Below are 18,537 nucleotides of genomic sequence, written 5' to 3'. Positions count from 1 at the left end.
GGGGCGGGCAGTCCGCGTTCGCGGGCCACGTGCCGGGCGAAGGCCAGCGGGGTGGGATGGTCCAGGAGCGCGTCGGCCTTGATCTTCAGCCCGTAGTGGGCGTTGACGGTGGCCACGTACTCGACGGTGAGCAGCGAGTCCAGGCCGAGCGAGCGGAACGTCTGCTCCGGGTCGATGCGCTCGGGCCTGAGCCGCAGCACGTCGGCGAGCGAGCCGACCACCGGGGCGAGCACGCCGGCGGCGGCCGGGGTGTCGGCGGCGGCGCTGGTGGCGCGGTGGTGGGGTGCGAAGGGCATGGGTGCTCTCCCAGGGTCCGTTTCCGGTCCCGCGGAGGGCGTGGGCTCCGGGGGGCCGTGCCGCGGGGTTCAGGCCGCGCGCGGGTCGGTGTCCGGTGTGCCGGGCACGTCGTGGGCGGTCGGGGCGTCCAGCGCGCCGGGGGCGGTGGGCGACCCGTCCGGGACGTCCTCGGGCGGGTGGGTGCGGTAGCGGGCGAGGTCGCCGGCGGGGACGAGGGTCGGCAGCAGCCGGTCCCACAGTCCGGTGATGCCGGGGCCCGGTTCGACGTGACCGGAGCCGGTGGCGGACAGCACGGCGATGCCGCAGACCGTGGCCGAGAGCAGGGCGCGGGCGCCCTCGGCCAGGTGGGGGTCGCGCAGGGCGCCCTCGGCGCGGGCCCGGCCGAGCAGGGCCTGTGCCTCGGCGAGGTAGGGCTGGTGGAAGTCCGCGCCGGGAGGCTGCCGTCCGGCGCTCTCCTGGGCGATGCGGAAACTGGCGCGCACCACCGGGTCCTCGTGGAGGGTGCGGGCCAGTAGGTGCGTCAGGTCGATCAGGGACTGCACCGGCGGGATCCGCTGTTCGCGCTGGCGGCGCACGAAGTCCCGCAGCCGGCCTTGCGCGCGCTCCTCGATGGCCTCGACGAGGCCGTCCTTGGAGGCGAAGTGGAAGTACAGCGCCCCCTTGGTCAGTCCGGCGGACGCGGCGATCTGTCCCAGCGTCGCCTGTGCGTAGCCGTTGCGGTCGAACAGCTCCGCGCCCGCGCGGACGAGCCTGCGGCGGGTGTGCTCCGATCTGCTCTGCATGGCGGCTCCTCCTCTCCCACCCCGGCTGTCCGGGATGTGGTGACGCCTGGTCAGCCGACGCGGCTGAGGCGCTCCGTGCCGGCCCGGGCCGGTTCGGGCGCCAGCTCGGGCCCGGACACCAGGACGGCTCGCTGGAGCTTGCGCAGGCCCGCGGAGGGCTCCAGGCCCAGCTCGCGGACCAGGGCGGTGCGCAGCCGCTGGTAGACGCCGAGCGCCTCGCTGCGGCGGCCGGAGCGGTGCAGGGCGACCATGAGCTGGCCGTGCAGGGTCTCGTGGGTGCGGTAGCGCTGCACCAGGACGGTCAGCTCGCCGAGGAGTTCGCGGTGCCGGCCCAGGCGCAGGTCGGCCTCGATGCGCTGGTCCAGCGCGCACAGCCGGGACTCCCCGAGGCGGCGGACCTCCATCTGGAGCTGGGGGCCGGCGTGCACGTCGGCGAGCGCGTTGCCGCTCCAGAAGCCGAGGGCCTCGCGGAGCTGGCGGGCGGCGCCGGGGAAGTCGCCGGCGTCCATGGCCCGGTAGCCGGCGCCGGCCAGCCGCTCGAACTCGCGGACGTCATGGGCGCCGCCGGAGGTGTGGAGCTGGTAGCCGCCCGGCGTGGTGGCCAGGACGTCCTTGGCGGTGCGCGGGGCGGCGTCCTGCGGGTCGCGCTCCAGGGCGACCGAGATCAGCTCGCGCAGTTGCAGTACGTAGGTCTGCAAGGTGGTGCGGGCGCTGCGGGGCGGATTGTCTCCCCAGAGCTCCTCGATGAGCGCCGACACCGGCACGACCTTGTCGGCGTGCAGGGCCAGCAGCGACAGCACCTGGCGCGGCTTGGGCGCCGTCGGTGTGATCGACGTCCCGTTCTCTCTGACGGCCAACGCCCCCAGCACAGCGATGTCCATGCGATCTCCCCGGTCGATACGTGGTCATCCGGTCGTGCCCTTGGCAGGGACGGTCCTCGGTATGACCTCATGAAAAAACAGGACGGACGGTTTGTCAATACCAAACCAGTCATGCTGTTTTTTACGAGCGGCTGACCAGCGGCTGGGCAGTCAAAATCCGCTGGTGATGCGGGAGATGGGGGGAGCGGTGGGGCATCGGGTGGTCGGCGCGGGCGGGAGGTGGCAGCGAGGCAGGCGTCCCGGTAAGAGACCGGTCGGTCTCTTACCGGGACGCCTGTCAGCTCGCTTCCGGTGTCCCGCCGCTGCCGCCGCACGGGCCGGCCGCGGCCGGTTCCCGCGGACCCGTGAGCCGGGGCAGCAGCAGGTCCCAGAAGCGGCTGAGCCGCTGCTCGGACAGCCACCGAGGGTCCCGGCCGCCGAGCACCTCGAAGCCGACCGTGGCGGCCACGACGGTGGCCGCGGCCGCCTCCGCGGAGACGTCCCCGGCCAGCTGGCCGTCCAGCTCGGCCTGGCCCAGCCGGCCCTCGACCCACTGCTGCCAGTCGCCCCTCAGCTCGGCCGCGCTGGGGCAGGCGGTGTCCCGGCACAGCCCGAAGCCGGCCCGGACGATGGTGTCCTCGGCCATCCGGCGCACCAACCGGTGTGTGACGTCGACGAGTTCGTCCAGCGGGCACGAGTGGTCCACCGCCGCCTGCTCGGTGATCCGGTGCAGGATGCGGGCCGCGTCGTCCTCGACCGCCTGCGCGAGCGCGGCCTTGTTCGCGAAGTGGAAGTGCAGCGCACCGTTGCTGACGCCGGCCCGCCGGCTGATCGTCGTGAGCGAGGCGGAGGCGAACCCGTCCTCGGCGAAGACCTCCGCCGCGGCACGGATCAGCATCTGCCGGGTGCGGGCCGCACGCTCCTGTTTGACCATTGAGGAAGGCTCCTGGCACAGGTGGACGGCGGCCGGACCCGGCCGCCGTCCACCCGCATGTCGGTGGGACTGGTGGGACTACTGGGGCGGGTTGCCGTGCTTGCGGGAGGGCAGGTCGGCGTGCTTGGTGCGGAGCATGGTGAGGGAGTCGATGAGGATGGTGCGGGTGTCGGCGGGGTCGATGACGTCGTCCACGAGGCCGCGTTCGGCGGCGTAGTAGGGGTGCATCAGTTCGGCCTTGTATTCCTTGACCATCTTCTGGCGTGTGGCTTCGGGGTCCTGGGCGTCGGCGATCTGGCGGCGGAAGATGACGTTGGCGGCGCCTTCGGCGCCCATCACGGCGATCTCGTTGGTGGGCCAGGCGTAGGTGAGGTCGGCGCCGATGGACTGGGAGTCCATGACGATGTAGGCGCCGCCGTAGGCCTTGCGCAGGATCAGCGAGATCCGCGGGACGGTGGCGTTGCAGTAGGCGTAGAGGAGTTTCGCGCCGTGGCGGATGATGCCGCCGTGTTCCTGGTCCACGCCCGGCAGGAAGCCGGGGACGTCCAGGAGGGTGAGGATGGGGATGTTGAAGGCGTCGCACATCTGCACGAAGCGTGCGGCCTTCTCGGAGGCCTCGATGTCCAGGACGCCGGCCAGGACGCTGGGCTGGTTCGCCACGATGCCGACGACCTGGCCGTCCAGGCGGGCCAGCGCGCAGATGATGTTGCGGGCCCAGCGTTCGTGGACTTCCAGGTAGTCGCCGTCGTCGACGAGTTCCTCGATGACCTTGGCCATGTCGTAGGGGCGGTTGCCGTCGGCGGGGACCAGGTCCAGCAGGGCCTCGCAGCGGCGGTCGGCCGCGTCGTCGCCCGTGTGGACGGGGGGGTTCTCGCGGTTGTTGGAGGGCAGCATCGACAGCAGGTAGCGGACCTCGGCGATGCAGGTCTCCTCGTCGTCGTAGGCGAAGTGCGCCACCCCGGAGGTCTCGGCGTGCACGTCCGCGCCGCCCAGCCCGTTCTGGGTGATCTCCTCGCCCGTGACGGCCTTGACGACGTCGGGGCCGGTGATGAACATCTGCGAGGTCTCACGCACCATGAACACGAAGTCCGTCAGCGCCGGCGAGTAGGCCGCGCCGCCCGCACACGGGCCGAGCATCACGCTGATCTGCGGGATCACCCCCGAGGCGCGGGTATTGCGCTGGAAGATCCCGCCGTACCCGGCCAGCGCCGAGACGCCCTCCTGGATCCGCGCCCCCGCCCCGTCGTTCAACGACACCAGCGGCGCACCCGCCGCGATCGCCATGTCCATGATCTTGTGGATCTTCGTCGCGTGCGCCTCCCCGAGCGCCCCGCCGAAGATCCGGAAATCATGCGCGTAGACGAACACCGTCCGCCCCTCCACCGTCCCCCACCCGGTGACCACACCATCGGTGTACGGCCGCTTCGCCTCCAGACCGAACCCCGTCGCCCGATGCCGACGCAACTGCTCCACCTCACGGAACGAACCCGGGTCCAAGAGCAGCGTGATGCGCTCGCGGGCGGTCAGCTTGCCTTTGGCGTACTGGGCCTCGGTGGCACGCTCGCTCGGCCCGGCCAGGGCCTCCTCGCGCAGCGCGTGGAGTTCGGCGACGCGCCCGCGGGTGTCGGCCGGCTCGCTCTGGGTCTCGTCGACAACGGTCATGCACCGACCCTACGGAGGGCAGCAAGGAAAACCCGCCGTTGACTCCGTACAGTCTCGCGCGTCATCTGCTGTGAGACACGGACAGAACCGCTCACCGGTGCAGGCGATCCGCCAGCGTTCGGGCGGTCCGGGTTGTGGGGTTACGACAACCGGGTGAACGCCGGCCGGCAAGGGGACGGACGGGGGCGGTACGGCCGGAACAGACCGTACCGCCCCGTGGCCCTCCCTGGGCGCTCAGGCGCAGCGGAAGCGGGCGGCGCCCCAGTCGGCGTGGTCGTTGCCGTTGCCGTCCCCGCCGTCGTCGACGACCAGGTCCACATACCGGGCGCCGGTGGTGTCCGCGGTCAGCGCCCACGGCGGGCTGTCGGCGGCCAGCACCGGCGAGGTGGCCTTCCGCGCGCCGTCGGCCAGGACGGAGACCCGCACGGTGCCCCGGCCGGTCTGCGCGTCGTCCACGCCGACCTCGGCGGTGAACGAGGAGCACCGGCCGCCCAGGTGGTAGCGGACGGTCGCCGGGGCGCGCGTGCCGAGCCCCTTGGCGTAACCGGTGCCGCCGATCCGCAGCGGTGAGCCGTCCCCGGCGGCGGTGCCCCCGTTGGCGCGGTCGCGTTCGACCGGGCCCCAGCCGCTGGTCGCCGAGACCCAGTCCAGGTCGCTCGCCCAGGCGTCGGCCGCGGGCGGCGGCGGCAGGGTGCGGACGGAGGCGGTGGCCGTCAGCTCCCGGTCCGCGCCGCCGGCGGTGTAGGCCAGGGTGGCCCGCAGCTCGTGGCCGCGGTGGGCGGCGTCCGCCGGCGGGGTGACCTGCCAGGCGGCGGTGGCCGTGGAGCCGGGCTCGACGGCGGGCAGGGCGAGCGGTCCGGCGGGCTCGGCCCGCCAGCCGTCGGGCGACGGCGACGTCGAGCTGGGCCGAGCGCAGGTGCGCCGCCTCGTGGACGGCGGTGGCGGTGGCGGTGTCCGGTGGGGCGGCGGCCGCCTCCGAGGGCGCGAGGGTCACCGTGAGCAGGGAGCAGGTGGCGAGGGCGGCGGCAGCGGTACCGGGCCGGCCCGCCGCACGGGTGGGTGAGGGCATGGCCATGTGGGTGACGCCCGTGCGGCGAGCGGGTCAACGGAATCGGCGGGCGGGGGCCAGGGCAGTCCAACAAGGCGCGCCGGGAAGTCCAAGCCCCCTGCTTTGCGGGCTGGTTCAGCAGCCGCCGCAGTTGTGGAAGGTGACGTCCCAGTGGTTGCCCTCGTCGGCGTAGACGTTGCCCGCGCCGGACCGCCACTGCGGCGCGCCGTCTCCGCGCACGCCGATGTAGGTGAAGGTGTTCTTGACGTAGTCGGTCAGGCAGGTGGCCTGGGAGAAGTCGAGCTTGTAGCCGTTCCAGTGCGAGTAGGCGCCGCTCGCGTGCCCGGTCTCGGTGCCGCCGGTGATGTTGAGGCCGCAGCCGCTGGCGCTCTTGAGGGTCTGCGCGCCCCGGGCGGTGGCCTGGTTGAGCTGGTCGAACGACGTGCAGGTGGGGTTGTTGCGGTTCGAGCAGCCGCCGGACGAGGACCAGGTGATCCCGGAGGCCCGGAACATCGAGGTGGCGGTGGCGTGGCTGATCTTGGTGGCGGCGTGCGCGTCGGTCGCGGAGGCGAGGACGCCGGCGCCGGGGGCGAACAGCGCGCCGAGGACGAGCGCGAGCGCGGTCAGGACGGAGCGGAGCTTCACGGTTCCTCCGAGAGAGCTGATCTGATCGGAGCATGACAAAAAGGCGGGCGGACCGGCGGCGCTGGCCGACGGGTGCGCAGGAGGCATGCTGCCGCAGTTCTACGCGCGTACGCCAGAGGGTCCGACCCCCGCCAGAGGGCGCACCAATGGCGCTCCCCACCGGCCCCGGTCCCGTTCGACAGGACAGGTCGGCCGTGGTGGTTGAAAATTGAACCGAGAAGGTCTACAGTCCATTGCGTCGAACAGGTTGAACGTTAAACCAATCGCGGAGCAGCAATCCGCCCGTCCTCGAGGAGTGCGTCCCCATGGGTCTCTTCAACCGCAGCAGCAACGCCACCACCACCGCCCCGGCGAGCACCGCCGTCGACCCGGCCCTCGCCGCGCTGACCGGCGAGTACACCATCGACCCGGCCCACAGCGGCATCGGCTTCGCCGCCCGCCACGCCATGGTCACCAACGTGCGCGGCTCGTTCACCGACTTCGACGGCACCCTGAAGCTGGACGGGACCGACCCGGCCGCCTCCAGCGCCGCCATCGACGTCCGGATCGCCTCCATCGACACCGGCAGCGCCGACCGCGACAACCACCTGCGCAGCGCCGACTTCTTCGACGCCGAGCAGTTCCCCGCGATGACCTTCCGCTCCACCCGCGCCGAAGCCCTCGGCGGCCAGGACTACCGCATCACCGGCGACCTCACCGTCAAGGACGTGACCAAGCCGCTGACCATCGACCTGGAGTTCAACGGCTCCGCCACCGACCCGTTCGGCAACGAGCGCGTCGGCTTCGAGGGCGCCGCCGAGCTGCTCCGCTCCGAGTGGGGCCTGACCTGGAACGCGGCCCTGGAGACGGGCGGGGTGCTGGTCAGCGACAAGATCAAGCTGACCTTCGAGATCTCCGCCATCCGCACGACGGATTCCTGAGACGGCCCGCCGCAGCGCGTCCGGCCCGGTCAGGGCCGGCGCGCCTCGACCAGGGTGCGCGAGGAGTGCGCGACGAAGGGACCGGTGGCCTCGATGAGGTCATGCAGGTCCCTCAGTCGTCCCTCGTACCGCTCGACCGAGAAGTCCGGCACCCACCAGATCACCTTGCGCAGCAGGTAGACGACCGCGCCGACGTCCCGGAACTCCAGCCTCAGCCGCTCGGTCCGCAGGTCCACCACTTCCAGCCCGGCCGCCCGCGCCCCGGCCGCCTCGTCCTCCGGATGGCGCGCCCGGCGCACCTCCTCCGGCAGCGGCCCGAGGAAGAACTCGATCAGCTCGAAGCCCGAGGCCGGGCCCACGTGCTGGGCGAAGTACGTCCCGCCCCCCGGCCGCAGCACCCGGGCGATCTCCTCCCAGTGCACGGTCGCCGGATGGCGGCTGGTGACCAGGTCGAACGCCCCGTCCGCGAACGGCAGCGGCGGCTCCTCGGGCGTCCGCACCACGACCACCCCGCGCGGCCCGAGCAGCTCGGTGGCCTTGGCCGCGTTCGGCGGCCACCCCTCGGTCGCGGCCAGTACCGGAGGCGTCCGCACGGCACTGTCCAGCGCGCCGCCCAGCACCTCGCCGCCACCGGTCTGAAGGTCCAGTACGGCGGCGGCCTCCCCCAGCCTCCCGCCCAGCGACCGCTGGTACCCCCACGACGGCCGGGCCTCGCTCGCCCGCCCGTCCAGCCAGGAGAAGTCCCAGCCGGCGACCGGTTCGGCCGCCCCCTCCGCCACCAGTTCCTCGAACGTACGCTGTGCCATTCTTCCAGCGTAAGAGCCCTATGGGTGTACCCACCACCCGGTTTCCGCACCCGACATCTCCGGGCCCGTGGTCATCGGGTCCGGGCCGGGCGCACCTCCGTAGCGTCGTCGCCGGAAGGGCGGGGCACACGGACACCGCCGGAACGGAGAGCGCCGTGCTGGAACGGCTCAACCAGGCCATGGAGCACATCGAGGCCCACCTGGAGGGTCCGCCCCCGGACGTGGCCGCGCTCGCCCGGATCGCGGCGGTCTCCGAGCACCACTTCGGCCGGATGTTCTCGGCGCTCGCCGGGATGCCGCTGTCGGAGTACGTGCGCCGCAGGCGGCTGACGCTCGCCGGCGCGGAGGTGCTGTCCGGCGAGCGGACGCTGCTGGAGGTGGCCGTCCGGTACGGATACGGCTCCGGCGAGGCGTTCGCCCGGGCGTTCCGCGCGATGCACGGCGTCGGCCCGGGCGAGGCGCGGCGCACCGGCGCGGCCCTGCGGTCCCAGCCCCGGATGTCCTTCCGCCTCATCGTCGAAGGGAGCAGCAGCATGCGGTACCGGATCGTGCAGAAGGACGCCTTCCGCCTGGTGGGCAGGAAGGCACGGGTCCCGCTCGTGCACGAGGGGGTCAACCCCCACATCGCCGAGTTCGTCCGGGGCCTGGGCCGGGAGACGCTCGGGCGCATCGAGGCCCTGTCCGATCAGGAGCCCCGGGGCCTGCTGGGCGTCAGCGACCAGCTCGCACCCGACCGGGCGGAGGGCACCGGACTCGACTACCACCAGGCGGCGGCGACCGGCGTCGACGGCCCGGTGCCGGACGACATGTCCGTGCTGCGCGTGGAGCCGGGCGCGTGGGCGGTCTTCGAGAGCGCCGGGCCCTTCCCCGCCACCCTCCAGACCATCTGGCGGGACGTCTTCACCCAGTGGTTCCCCTCCAACCCGTACGAGAGCCGGCCGGGCCCTGAACTGCTCAGCGTCCGCCTCTCCGAGGACGGAGCCACCGGCGAGGCCGAGCTGTGGATCCCGGTGGCCAGGACGGCCTGACCTGTTGAGCCATTTGCCTAAACCTCTTAGGCAAACACATAATGGCGCTCGGCGAAGGAGGGCCGAGTGATGGTACGAGCGGGCCTGACCGCGGAGCGTCTGACGCAGGCGGGCGCGGAGCTGGCCGACGAGGTCGGCTTCGAGCAGGTGACGGTCTCCGCGCTCGCCCGGCGCTTCGGCGTCAAGACGGCGAGCCTCTACTCCCACCTGCGCGGCTCCGACGATCTGCGCACCCGCATCGCGCTGCTCGCCCTCGCCGAGCTGGCCGACCGGGCCGCCGAGGCGCTGGCCGGGCGCGCCGGCCGGGACGCGCTGGCCGCCTTCGCCGACGCGTACCGCGGCTACGCCAAGGAGCACCCCGGCCGGTACGCCGCCGCCCGGCTCCGGCTCGACCCGGAGACGGCGGCTGCCGGCGCCGGGGTGCGGCACGCCCGGATGAGCCGGGCGATCCTGCGCGGCTACGACCTCGCCGAGCCCGACCAGACGCACGCGGTCCGCATGCTCGGCAGCGTCTTCCACGGCTACGTCAGCCTGGAGACGGCCGGCGGCTTCGACCACACCCCCGTGAGCGCGCAGGAGTCCTGGGACTGGGTCATCGACTCCCTGGACACCCTGCTCCGCGCCCGGGGCGGCCCCCACTCCCCGACGACCACCCCCGGACTCCCCTCATGAACCAGCCCTGGATCACCACCCCCGTCACCGCCGCGCTGCTGCGCGGCGCGCTCGACGTCGAGCACACCGAGGACGGCGTCCTGCCGCACCGGCTGCCCGCCCGGGCCCGCGCCCAGTGCCCCGAGGAGCTGTCCCTGGTCGAGGCGCAGCCCTCCGGCGTACGCCTGGCCTTCCGCACCCGCGCCACCGCGATCGAGCTGGACACCCGCCCGGTCAAGCGCGTCTACCCGGGCGCGCCGCCCCGCCCCGACGGCGTCTACGACCTGCTGATCGACGGCCACCCCGCCGGGCAGGGCACCGTCCAGGGCGGCTCCACCCTCACCATCGACCTGGCCACCGGCGCGGCCGAGCACCGCCCCGGCCCCGTCGGCACCCTGGCGTTCCGCGATCTGCCCGGAGCCGATAAGGACATCGAGATCTGGCTGCCGCACAACGAGACCACCGAGCTGACAGCCCTGCGCACCGACGCCCCCGTGCTACCGGCGTCCTCCTCCGGCCGCCGGACCTGGCTGCACCACGGCAGCTCCATCAGCCACGGCTCCGACGCCGCGAGCCCCAGTACCACCTGGCCCGCGCTGGCCTCCCGCCTGGGCGGGGTCGAGCTGCACAACCTCGGCTTCAGCGGCAACGCCCTGCTCGACCCGTTCACCGCCCGCGCCCTGCGGGACACCCCCGCCGACCTGATCAGCGTCAAGATCGGCATCAACATCGTCAACCACGACGCCATGCGGCTGCGCGCCTTCGGCCCGGCCGTCCACGGCTTCCTGGACACCATCCGCGAGGGCCACCCGCACACCCCGCTGCTCGTCCTCTCCCCCCTCCTCTGCCCCATCCACGAGGACACCCCCGGCCCCGCCGTCATGGACCCTGAGTCCGTCGCGGCCGGCCGGCTGCGCTTCCACGCCACCGGCGACCCGGCCGAACGAGCCGCCGGGAAGCTCACGCTCAACGTCATCCGGGAGGAGCTGGCCCGGATCGTCGCGCTCCGCGCCACCGACGACCCGCACCTGCACCTGCTGGACGGCCGCGAGCTGTACGGCGAGGCGGACCACGCCGAACTGCCCCTGCCCGACCAGCTCCACCCGGACGCAGCCGCCCACCGCCGCATCGGCGAACGCTTCGCCGCCCGCGCGTTCGCAGCCGACGGCCCGTTCCGCCCGGAGGTGAAGCAGCCCGCCCGGGGGGGGGGAAGAAGTCTCCGCCCGGAGGTGAAGCAGCCCGCCCGGGGGCGAAGCAGCCCGCCCGGGGGCGAAGCAGTCAGCTCTCGGCCGACTCCACCGCGTGCTTGATGCCCTCCAGGGCCTCCTCCAGGCCGTGGTCGACCTGGCCGCCCTCGGTGGACTCGGTGTGCAGCTCCACGCTGAGGCGCGAGCTGCCGTCGGAGTCGCCCGGCGCGACGTGCAGCCGCCCGTGGTAGTCGTGCGGGCCGGGCGCGCCCCACTCCAGGCTCTTGCCCTCCTCCACCACCCGGATCCACGCCTCGCTGGTGACGTCCTGCTCGGGGGCGTCCGGCGGGTCGATGTGCGCGGTGACCGTCACCCGGTCGCCGCCCTCCGGGCGCGCCGAGGTCAGCCGGGGCATGTAGTGCGGAAGGTTCTTGACGTCGGAGAGGTAGGCGAACAGCCGCGCGGGCGGGACCGCCACCGTGATCGAGTTGTCGTAGTCACCCATGCCGCTTCGTGTGCCCGCCCACCCGGTCCGGCGAAACGGACATCCCACCCCCGTCGCCCGACCGGGCCCCGCCGGGTCCTCTCAGCCGACCGTCGCCCCGTAGACGTGCTCGACCGCGAGCGTGAGGAGCACCCGACGCTCGGACACCATCACCGAGCGGTACTCGTCCCAGTCGGGGTGCTCCCCCGCCGCCGCCCGGTAGTAGTCCACCAGGGCATCCACTTCCGGCCCTTCCGGATCCGTCCCGGGCCCGGTCAGGGTGACCGTCCCCTCCGCCGTGGCCCATGACCAGCCGTCCTTGCTGAGCACCATCAGCGAGGCCCGCCCGTCCCGCCGCAGGTTCGCGGCCTTGGCGGTGCCGCGAGTGGTGGAGACGAGGACGGCCCCCGCCTCCCGGTCGTAGTACGGCATCACCGGCGAGAGCTGCGGCCGCCCGTCGGAACGGAGCGTGGCGAGCGTGCCGAGGCGGCTGGCGGCGAGCAGCGCGTGAAGGTCTTCCTGTGTGGTCGTCATGCTCCGATGATGGCCCGTCAGCAAGCCGTTCGCTCAGCTCGCGTCCTCCTCGCGGAATTCGCACCAGACCGCCTTGCCCGGCGAGCGCTCGCCCACGCCCCACCGGTCGGCCAGCGCGGCGACCAGCAGCAGCCCTCGCCCCGACTCCTCTCCGCGCCCGGGATCGCGCTGCCGGACGACGCCGTCGCCGCTGTCGTGCACCTCCACGCGGACCGTCGTGCCCCCGTCCGGCCGGGCGAGGCAGAGCCGGAAACCGCGCCCCGGCGGTACGCCGTGCAGCAGCGCGTTGGTCGCCAGCTCGCTCACGCAGAGCACGATGTCCTCGCTGCGGGCCTTGACGCCCCAGGCGTCGAGCGCCTCGCTGGTGAAACGGCGGGCGGCGGAGACGGAACGGCGGTCGCGCCGGTAGAACGCCTCGCGGAGCTGGGGGAGTTCGGGTTCGTGGATCACGCCGCCCACTGTCACCTTCGGTGACTACGCTGGGACAGCACGCCACCCCGTACAACGCTTTTGTACGGGCCGGACATGCGTCACGTAGTCCGCGGGATGGGAAGAGGGCTGACCATGCACCCCTCACGGAAGCCGGGCCGGCCCAGCAAAGCCCAGCAGAAGAGCGACAAGGTGACCTCCTGGCATCTCATCGGCGCCCAACTCGCCCAACTGCGCCGTGCGGACGGCCTGAGCCAGCCCCAACTGGCCGACCGGATCGCCGTCTCCGTGGAGACGCTGGCCTCCATCGAGCAGGGCCGCCGCCCGCTACGACTCGACCGCGCCCAGCAGTTGGACGACATCCTGGGCACCGGCGGCGTCCTGGCGGCCGGCGTCGCCCGCGTGCCGGACAAGGAGCGGTATCCGCTCTTCGCCCAGGACTTCATCGAGCTGGAGGCGGCGGCGCTGGCGCTGTCCTCATACGAGAGCCAGACCATCCCCGGCATCCTGCAAACCGAGGGCTATGCGGCGGCCGTCTTCGCCTCCCGCTTTCCGCCCTACACGGTCGAGGAGCAGCAGGAGCGCCGCGCGGACCGCATCGACCGCCAGAAGCTCTTCGACCGCGAGCCGAGCCCGCCGGTGATGAGCTTCATCATCGAGCAGTCCGTCCTGGAATGCGGGTTGGGCGGTCCGGAAGTGACCTGCGAACAGATTCGCCACCTCCACCGGATCGCCGACCTCCCGTACGTCAGCCTCCAGATCATGCCGCGCAAGCGCACCACCCACGCCGGACTGAACGGCCCCTTCGTGCTGCTGGAGACCGAGGAGCACCAGAGCCTGGCCTACATCGAGGGGCAGCGGGTCAGCTTCCTGATCCAGGACCCGTCGGAGGTCAGCATCCTCCAGCAGAAATATGGGATGCTGCGGTCGCAGGCCCTGAACACCGAGGACAGCAAGGACCTGCTGGACGACCTGGCAGGAGAGGCATGACACCCGCACTTTCGTGGTTCAAGTCCAGCTACAGCGGCGACGAGGGCGGCAACTGCATCGAGGTCGCCTACGACTGGCACAAGTCCAGCCACAGCAGCGACGAAGGCGGCAACTGCGTCGAGGTCGCCGCGCACCCGGGCGCCGTGCACGTCCGCGACTCGAAAGTCCCGGCCGGTCCCATGCTCACCGTCTCCCCCACCGCCTGGTCCGCGTTCCTGACGGTGCCCTCGGCGGCGTAGTACGGCAGTTGGAGCGGCTGGCTCCGGGCCGGCCGGGGAGGACCCCGGTCGTCGGTCCGGGAGTCGGGGCTCACACACGACAGCCAACCGGTGGGCAGACCACTGTCGCCCTTACGGCCGCTGCCTCCCCGGCCGCCTCGCCGACAGAGATCCGTCCGCGATGGTACGGGCCGCCTCCGCCGTGTCCGACGGCTTGAGGACGAAGCCGTCCCCGCGTGCGCAGGGAGCAGGTCTGGCTGTGCCGGCAACTGGGGCTCGTCGCCGGACCCCATCCCCGCGTGCGCGGGGAGCAGAGCGCCTCCATCACGATGCCCATCGCGCCTGCGGGACCATCCCCGCGTGCGCGGGGAGCAGGACGTGCCGAAATGCACCCGCGCCCTGTACTGGGGACCATCCCCGCGTGCGCGGGGAGCAGGATGTCCGCCTGGTCCAGCACGCGCCCATCGAGGGACCATCCCCGCGTGCGCGGGGAGCAGCGGATCCCGCGCCAGACGCGGTTGGGGAGGATGGGACCATCCCCGCGTGCGCGGGGATGGCCGCCACCGGCCCCCGCCCACCGGCGCCGACCCGCCTCACTCCCCCGTCGCCGTCGTGATGTGGCTCAGGACGCAGAGCCAGCGGCCGTCTCCCTGGCGGACGAAGACGTCGGTGGTCCATTCGTCGGCGGGGTAGGTCTCGCCCTCGTAGTGGGCGGTGTTGGTGACGCGGGCGGTGAGGACGGCGGTGTCGCCGTGGACGCGGACGCGGGGGGCGGTGACGGTGTCCATGGCGGAGTGGGTGAGGCGGCCGGAGGTGATCAGGGCGAGGAACTGATCGCGGCTGGTGGGGCCGGTGTCGGAGACGATGATCCAGTCGTCGGCCATGTGTGCGGCGATGCGGGCCGGGTCGTTGGCGACGATGGCGGCGGCCCAGGCGCGGGCGGTCTCCCGCACCTGGGCCGCCGCCGGGGGCGGGGGCACCTCAGAAGCCTCCGCCGCCGAAGTCCCCGCCGCCGAAACCGCCGCCTCCGCCGAAGTCTCCGCCGCCGAAGTCGCTGCCTCCGAAGCTGGAGGAGTCGAAGTCGGCGCCGGAGAAGTCGCCGCCCTCGAAGTCGGCGCCGCCGTAGTCGGCCGCGTAGGCCGGGGAGTGCAGGGCGGAGCCGAGCATCGTGCCGATCAGCAGGCCCGGCAGGATGCCGCCGCCGAAGTAGCCGCCGGCCCAGGGGCCGTAGGCGGGGCCGGCCTCCCAGTAGGGGCGGCGCCCGTCGGGGGTGTCGACGGTGCGGGCCATCGGGTCCCTGCCCTCGGCGAGGCGGGTGGCGTCGGCGGCGCAGACCGGGATCCGGCGGGTCTCGCCGCCGGGGGGCGCCCACTCGACGTCGGTGGTGCCGGGGCCGTGGCGGGGGTCGAAGAAGCACGGTCCGCGCCGCTCGGGAAGCGGGCGGCCCTCGCGTCGGGCGGCCAGGACGGCGAGGGAGAAGCGGCCGTCTTCGAGGGCCTCGGTGACGGGGCGGACGTCGCGGGGGTGGTGGGCCCGGCTCATGAACGTCTTGGCCTTGTCGTAGCAGTCGAGGGCGTGCTCGTAGTCGGTGCGCATGGCGTCGTCGGCGTAGGACGCGGAGGGGTGGAAGTCGAGGCGGTCCAGTTCCTCGCCGTAGGCGGTGATGTCCTCGTCCACGACGGTGCGGAGCTTGTCGAGGGCTTCCTGGTCCTCGCGCTCGCGGCGGCGGCGACGGCGGGTGGAGACGGTCAGCGCGGTCGCGCCGGCGGCCGCGGCGAGGGCGCCGATGGTGATCAGGCCGGCGACGGGGGCTCCACCGTCGTTGCCGGGGACGCCGCTCCAGCTTGAGGGGGCGGAGCCGCGGGCCTGGGGCAGGGCCTGGTCGACGAAGTCGGTCAGTTCGGTGTTCGCGGTCACGCCGGGGGTGCGGACGGAGTCGGCGATGTTGCGGACGGACTGGGCGGGCATCACGGCGCGGTCGGAGGCGGCGGCGAAGCGGTCGCCGAGCCGGACGGCGTAGAGGCCGGTGACGCCGGTCTGGGTGCGCAGGTCGCGCAGCAGGCTGTCGGCCGGGAACTGGGCGGTGTCGGGGAGGACGGCGACGAAGACGGGCTTGTCGGCGTTCTCGATCTTGTCGGCCAAGGCGTCCGCCTGGCTCTTGGAGAGTTGGTCGGCGGCGTCGGGGTGGACGTAGACCGGGCTCTGTTTGAGCGCCTGGGCCACGTCGGACAGGTCCGTGGCCTTGGCCCCCGCGGTGGGGGCCAGGGCCAGGAGCAGCAGGAGTGTCAGCCCCGCCAAGGCCGACAGAAGGGTGAACGGCCTGGTCCTCATGTCATCGACAGTACGCCAAAGGGAGGTAAAGGGGACGTAGGGGCGGGATGAAGGGATGCTTTACGCGGCCCGGGGCGGGTTGCGCGGCCCGGGGCGGGTTGCGCGGCCCGGGTCGGCTACGCGGCCCGGGGCGGCTACTCGGCGGGGTCGACGCCGGCGCGGAGCAGGCCGTAGGTGTAGGCGTCCTCCAGGGCCTGCCAGGACGCGGCGATGACGTTCTCGCCGACGCCGACGGTGGCCCACTCGCCGGTGCCGTCGGTGGTGGTGATCAGGACGCGGGTGGTCGACTGGGTGCCGTGCCGGCCTTCGAGGATGCGGACCTTGTAGTCGACCAGTTCCAGCTTGGCGAGCTGGGGGTAGATGCGCTCCAGGCCGGCGCGCATGGCGAGGTCGAGGGCGTTGACCGGGCCGTTGCCCTCGGCGGTGGCGACGATGCGCTCGCCCTTGGCCCAGAGCTTGACCGTCGCCTCGTTGGCGTGGGTGCCGTCGGGGCGGTCCTCGACGATGGCACGCCAGGACTCGGTGCGGAAGTAGCGGCGGGCCCGGCCCTCCGCCTCCGCGCGCAGCAGCAGCTCGAAGGAGGCGTCCGCGGCCTCGTAGGTGTAGCCGGCCAGCTCGCGTTCCTTGACCCGCTCGACGACCCGGCCGACCAGTTCGCGGTCGCCGTCCAGGTCGATGCCCAGCTCCTTGCCCTTCAGCTCGATGGAGGCGCGGCCGGCCATGTCCGAGACCAGCATCCGCATGGTGTTGCCGACCCGCTCGGGGTCGATGTGCTGGTAGAGGTCCGGGTCGACCTTGATCGCGGAGGCGTGCAGGCCGGCCTTGTGGGCGAAGGCGGACAGGCCGACGTAGGGCTGGTGGGTGGAGGGGGCGAGGTTGACGACCTCGGCGATGGCGTGGGAGACCCGGGTCATGTCCGCGAGGGAGCCGTCGGGCAGGACGCGCTTGCCGTACTTCAGCTCCAGGGCGGCGACCACCGGGAAGAGGTTGGCGTTGCCCACGCGCTCGCCGTAGCCGTTGGCGGTGCACTGGACGTGGGTGGCGCCGGCGTCCACCGCGGCGAGGGTGTTGGCGACGGCGCAGCCGGTGTCGTCCTGGGCGTGGATGCCGAGCCGGGCGCCGGTGTCGGCGAGGACGGTGGCGACCACGGCCTGGATCTGGGCGGGGAGCATGCCGCCGTTGGTGTCGCACAGGACGACGACGTCGGCGCCGGCCTCGGCGGCGGCGCGGACGACGGCCTTGGCGTAGCCGGGGTTGGCGCGGTAGCCGTCGAAGAAGTGCTCGCAGTCCACGAAGACCCTGCGCCCCTGCTCGACCAGGTAGGAGACGGTGTCGCGGACCATGGCGACGTTCTCGTCCAGGGTGGTGCGCAGGGCCAGCTCGACGTGCCGGTCGTGGGACTTGGCGACGAGCGTGATGACCGGGGCGCCGGACGCCAGGAGGGCCTTGACCTGGGGGTCCTGGTCGGCGGTGGTGCCGGCGCGGCGGGTCGCGCCGAAGGCGACGAGCTGCGCGTTCTTGAACCGGATCTCCTGCTGGGCGCGGGCGAAGAACTCGGTGTCGCGGGGGTTGGCTCCGGGCCAGCCGCCCTCGACGAAGCCGACGCCGAAGTCGTCCAGGTGGCGGGCGATGGTCAGCTTGTCGGCGACGGTGAGGTTGATGCCCTCGCGCTGGGCGCCGTCGCGCAGGGTGGTGTCGAAGACGTGGAAGCCGTCGTCGGGGAGGGACCCGGCGGAGGCGCCGAGGGCGGGAAGACTGTCGGTCTCCGTGGTCATGACTGGGTTGGCTCCTGTCGGGTGTGGCTCGGTGGGGTCCCCCGGCTGCCGGAGGTCTGCGGCTGGTGCGGGGTGGCGGCTCCACCTGCCTCCATTCTCGCGCGCCGCCGTCTTCCGGCGGGGTGGGCCGGAAAACGAAAAGACCCCTCGCGGATGCGAGAGGTCTGCGCGCGGGTCTGGACACGGTGTCCACTGCCGCGGGGGGTTTCCGCGGGTTCAGTGGTCACGGCGGACCGGCGCGCTGCTGCCCATAATCATGGCGGTAGCAAGCACGTCGGCAGTCTGCCACAGCGGGGCGGGGACGCGGACACGGGTCTCAGGATGCGGGCAGGGCGGCGGGGCTCGCGGCCGGCAGCAGGGTGTCGTCGACGAACTCGCGTACGTGGGCGAGCGCGGCCTCCCGTCCGGCGCCGGGGATGCCGACGGCGACGTGGACGCTGAAGCCGTCCAGCAGGGCGCGCAGCCGGGCGGCGGTGCGGTCGGGGTCCACCCGGCGCAGCTCGCCGCGCGATATGCCCTCGGCGAGCAGGGCGACCAGGTCGCGGTGCCAGGCGCGTTCGATGGCGCCCTGGCGGTCGCGGGCGTCCGCGTCGGCGTACTGCGAGCGGTTCCAGACCTCCAGCCACAGCGTCCAGTGCGGGTCGCGCGGGCCGTCGGGGACGTACAGCTCGACGTAGGCGAGGAGCCGTTCGCGGACCGGGACCGTGCCGCGGGAGAGCAGGGCGCTGCGTTCACCGCCGAGCCGGCCCTCGCTCCACTCCAGGGTCTGTAGCAGCAGTTCGTCCTTGGTGCGGAAGTAGTAGAGGAGGTGGCCGCTGCTCATGCCGACCTCGCGGCCGAGGGCGGCCATGGTGAGCCCGTCGAGGCCGCGGTCGGCGATCATCGCCATGGCGGCGGCGAGGAGTTCCTCGCGGGGCGGGGCGCTGTTGCGCCGCCGGGCGGCGGGGGTCATGGGG

General features: G+C 73.0%; 21 protein-coding genes. 6 read left to right on the top strand and 15 right to left on the bottom strand.

Annotated features, from left to right (window positions below; genetic code table 11):
* From C6N75_RS18315 to C6N75_RS18285, 7 genes are all read right to left on the bottom strand, one after another.
* Nucleotides 1-296 (bottom strand): acyl carrier protein (locus tag C6N75_RS18315; protein WP_146132605.1); only part of this gene is annotated, 296 nt, incomplete at its 3' end.
* 69 nt (nucleotides 297-365) lie between these two features.
* Nucleotides 366-1,079 (bottom strand): ScbR family autoregulator-binding transcription factor, encoded by a 714-nt coding sequence (locus C6N75_RS18310; RefSeq protein WP_105869980.1) that lies wholly within the window; start codon nucleotides 1,077-1,079, stop codon nucleotides 366-368.
* Between the two features lie 50 nt (nucleotides 1,080-1,129).
* A complete protein-coding gene (locus C6N75_RS18305) occupies nucleotides 1,130-1,960 on the bottom strand; it encodes an AfsR/SARP family transcriptional regulator (protein ID WP_105869979.1) in 831 nt (276 codons plus the stop codon).
* A 277-nt stretch (nucleotides 1,961-2,237) separates the two neighbouring features.
* The gene (locus C6N75_RS18300) at nucleotides 2,238-2,873 is read right to left on the bottom strand and encodes a ScbR family autoregulator-binding transcription factor (protein ID WP_105869978.1); all 636 of its coding nucleotides are present in this window, start codon (nucleotides 2,871-2,873) and stop codon (nucleotides 2,238-2,240) included.
* Nucleotides 2,874-2,951: 78 nt separating this feature from the next.
* Nucleotides 2,952-4,535 (bottom strand): acyl-CoA carboxylase subunit beta, encoded by a 1,584-nt coding sequence (locus C6N75_RS18295; protein WP_105869977.1) that lies wholly within the window; start codon nucleotides 4,533-4,535, stop codon nucleotides 2,952-2,954.
* A gap of 234 nt (nucleotides 4,536-4,769) precedes the next feature.
* Complete coding sequence (locus C6N75_RS18290; protein WP_181160526.1) at nucleotides 4,770-5,381, bottom strand: NPCBM/NEW2 domain-containing protein; 612 nt, start codon at nucleotides 5,379-5,381, stop codon at nucleotides 4,770-4,772.
* Between the two features lie 337 nt (nucleotides 5,382-5,718).
* Nucleotides 5,719-6,228 (bottom strand): hypothetical protein, encoded by a 510-nt coding sequence (locus tag C6N75_RS18285; protein WP_105869976.1) that lies wholly within the window; start codon nucleotides 6,226-6,228, stop codon nucleotides 5,719-5,721.
* A 305-nt stretch (nucleotides 6,229-6,533) separates the two neighbouring features.
* On the opposite strand from C6N75_RS18285, the gene C6N75_RS18280 reads away from it, so the two are divergent.
* Nucleotides 6,534-7,148 (top strand): YceI family protein, encoded by a 615-nt coding sequence (locus C6N75_RS18280; protein ID WP_105869975.1) that lies wholly within the window; start codon nucleotides 6,534-6,536, stop codon nucleotides 7,146-7,148.
* A gap of 29 nt (nucleotides 7,149-7,177) precedes the next feature.
* On the opposite strand, the gene C6N75_RS18275 is transcribed toward C6N75_RS18280, so the two are convergent.
* Nucleotides 7,178-7,954, bottom strand: a complete 777-nt coding sequence (locus C6N75_RS18275) for a methyltransferase domain-containing protein (RefSeq protein ID WP_105869974.1) — start codon at nucleotides 7,952-7,954, stop codon at nucleotides 7,178-7,180.
* Nucleotides 7,955-8,109: 155 nt separating this feature from the next.
* On the opposite strand from C6N75_RS18275, the gene C6N75_RS18270 reads away from it, so the two are divergent.
* From C6N75_RS18270 to C6N75_RS18260, 3 genes are all read left to right on the top strand, one after another.
* A complete protein-coding gene (locus C6N75_RS18270; protein WP_105869973.1) occupies nucleotides 8,110-8,982 on the top strand; it encodes an AraC family transcriptional regulator in 873 nt (290 codons plus the stop codon).
* Between the two features lie 69 nt (nucleotides 8,983-9,051).
* A complete protein-coding gene (locus tag C6N75_RS18265; RefSeq protein WP_105869972.1) occupies nucleotides 9,052-9,654 on the top strand; it encodes a TetR/AcrR family transcriptional regulator in 603 nt (200 codons plus the stop codon).
* On the top strand, nucleotides 9,651-10,943 hold the full coding sequence (locus C6N75_RS18260; RefSeq protein WP_105869971.1) for a GDSL-type esterase/lipase family protein: 1,293 nt from the start codon (nucleotides 9,651-9,653) through the stop codon (nucleotides 10,941-10,943). The genes C6N75_RS18265 and C6N75_RS18260 overlap by 4 nt, the downstream gene beginning before the upstream one ends.
* Here the strand turns inward: C6N75_RS18260 and C6N75_RS18255 are convergent.
* The 3 genes from C6N75_RS18255 to C6N75_RS18245 form a co-directional block, all read right to left on the bottom strand.
* Nucleotides 10,912-11,325: an SRPBCC family protein gene (locus C6N75_RS18255; protein ID WP_105869970.1), complete on the bottom strand. Its 414-nt coding sequence runs from the start codon at nucleotides 11,323-11,325 to the stop codon at nucleotides 10,912-10,914. The genes C6N75_RS18260 and C6N75_RS18255 overlap by 32 nt on opposite strands.
* 81 nt (nucleotides 11,326-11,406) lie before the next feature.
* The gene (locus C6N75_RS18250; protein WP_105869982.1) at nucleotides 11,407-11,838 is read right to left on the bottom strand and encodes a PPOX class F420-dependent oxidoreductase; all 432 of its coding nucleotides are present in this window, start codon (nucleotides 11,836-11,838) and stop codon (nucleotides 11,407-11,409) included.
* 33 nt (nucleotides 11,839-11,871) lie between these two features.
* A complete protein-coding gene (locus tag C6N75_RS18245; protein WP_105869981.1) occupies nucleotides 11,872-12,288 on the bottom strand; it encodes an ATP-binding protein in 417 nt (138 codons plus the stop codon).
* Between the two features lie 114 nt (nucleotides 12,289-12,402).
* Between C6N75_RS18245 and C6N75_RS18240 the strand changes: the two genes are divergently transcribed.
* Together C6N75_RS18240 and C6N75_RS18235 are read left to right on the top strand one after the other, a co-directional pair.
* Entirely contained in the window at nucleotides 12,403-13,257 is an 855-nt protein-coding gene (locus tag C6N75_RS18240; protein ID WP_105869969.1) for a helix-turn-helix domain-containing protein, read from the top strand.
* Nucleotides 13,254-13,496, top strand: coding sequence for a DUF397 domain-containing protein (locus tag C6N75_RS18235; RefSeq protein WP_105869968.1), 243 nt, complete (start codon nucleotides 13,254-13,256; stop codon nucleotides 13,494-13,496). Before C6N75_RS18240 ends, C6N75_RS18235 begins: the two co-directional genes overlap by 4 nt.
* 572 nt (nucleotides 13,497-14,068) lie before the next feature.
* Here the strand turns inward: C6N75_RS18235 and C6N75_RS18225 are convergent.
* The 4 genes from C6N75_RS18225 to C6N75_RS18210 all read right to left on the bottom strand — a co-directional run bounded on the left by C6N75_RS18225 (nucleotide 14,069) and on the right by C6N75_RS18210 (nucleotide 18,533).
* Nucleotides 14,069-14,455 (bottom strand): nuclear transport factor 2 family protein, encoded by a 387-nt coding sequence (locus C6N75_RS18225; protein WP_105869966.1) that lies wholly within the window; start codon nucleotides 14,453-14,455, stop codon nucleotides 14,069-14,071.
* Between the two features lies 1 nt (nucleotide 14,456).
* Nucleotides 14,457-15,806 (bottom strand): pentapeptide repeat-containing protein, encoded by a 1,350-nt coding sequence (locus C6N75_RS18220; protein ID WP_105869965.1) that lies wholly within the window; start codon nucleotides 15,804-15,806, stop codon nucleotides 14,457-14,459.
* Between the two features lie 134 nt (nucleotides 15,807-15,940).
* Nucleotides 15,941-17,581 (bottom strand): citramalate synthase, encoded by a 1,641-nt coding sequence (gene cimA, locus C6N75_RS18215; RefSeq protein WP_105869964.1) that lies wholly within the window; start codon nucleotides 17,579-17,581, stop codon nucleotides 15,941-15,943.
* Nucleotides 17,582-17,897: 316 nt separating this feature from the next.
* Complete coding sequence (locus C6N75_RS18210; RefSeq protein WP_105869963.1) at nucleotides 17,898-18,533, bottom strand: TetR/AcrR family transcriptional regulator; 636 nt, start codon at nucleotides 18,531-18,533, stop codon at nucleotides 17,898-17,900.
* Nucleotides 18,534-18,537 lie beyond the last annotated feature (4 nt).

It is taken from the genome of Streptomyces solincola, from assembly GCF_002982015.1.
GTDB classification, from domain to species: Bacteria; Actinomycetota; Actinomycetes; order Streptomycetales; family Streptomycetaceae; genus Streptomyces; species Streptomyces solincola.
This window is presented reverse-complemented; position numbering and strand designations above follow the sequence as displayed.

Coding starts and splice junctions, on each gene's coding strand:
- C6N75_RS18310 (WP_105869980.1), bottom strand. CDS start 1,079: ATGCAGAGCAGATCGGAGCACACCCGCCGCAGGCTCGTCCGCGCGGGC.
- C6N75_RS18305 (WP_105869979.1), bottom strand. CDS start 1,960: ATGGACATCGCTGTGCTGGGGGCGTTGGCCGTCAGAGAGAACGGGACG.
- C6N75_RS18300 (WP_105869978.1), bottom strand. CDS start 2,873: ATGGTCAAACAGGAGCGTGCGGCCCGCACCCGGCAGATGCTGATCCGT.
- C6N75_RS18295 (WP_105869977.1), bottom strand. CDS start 4,535: ATGACCGTTGTCGACGAGACCCAGAGCGAGCCGGCCGACACCCGCGGG.
- C6N75_RS18280 (WP_105869975.1), top strand. CDS start 6,534: ATGGGTCTCTTCAACCGCAGCAGCAACGCCACCACCACCGCCCCGGCG.
- C6N75_RS18275 (WP_105869974.1), bottom strand. CDS start 7,954: ATGGCACAGCGTACGTTCGAGGAACTGGTGGCGGAGGGGGCGGCCGAA.
- C6N75_RS18265 (WP_105869972.1), top strand. CDS start 9,052: ATGGTACGAGCGGGCCTGACCGCGGAGCGTCTGACGCAGGCGGGCGCG.
- C6N75_RS18260 (WP_105869971.1), top strand. CDS start 9,651: ATGAACCAGCCCTGGATCACCACCCCCGTCACCGCCGCGCTGCTGCGC.
- C6N75_RS18255 (WP_105869970.1), bottom strand. CDS start 11,325: ATGGGTGACTACGACAACTCGATCACGGTGGCGGTCCCGCCCGCGCGG.
- C6N75_RS18250 (WP_105869982.1), bottom strand. CDS start 11,838: ATGACGACCACACAGGAAGACCTTCACGCGCTGCTCGCCGCCAGCCGC.
- C6N75_RS18240 (WP_105869969.1), top strand. CDS start 12,403: ATGCACCCCTCACGGAAGCCGGGCCGGCCCAGCAAAGCCCAGCAGAAG.
- C6N75_RS18235 (WP_105869968.1), top strand. CDS start 13,254: ATGACACCCGCACTTTCGTGGTTCAAGTCCAGCTACAGCGGCGACGAG.
- C6N75_RS18220 (WP_105869965.1), bottom strand. CDS start 15,806: ATGAGGACCAGGCCGTTCACCCTTCTGTCGGCCTTGGCGGGGCTGACA.
- cimA (WP_105869964.1), bottom strand. CDS start 17,581: ATGACCACGGAGACCGACAGTCTTCCCGCCCTCGGCGCCTCCGCCGGG.
- C6N75_RS18210 (WP_105869963.1), bottom strand. CDS start 18,533: ATGACCCCCGCCGCCCGGCGGCGCAACAGCGCCCCGCCCCGCGAGGAA.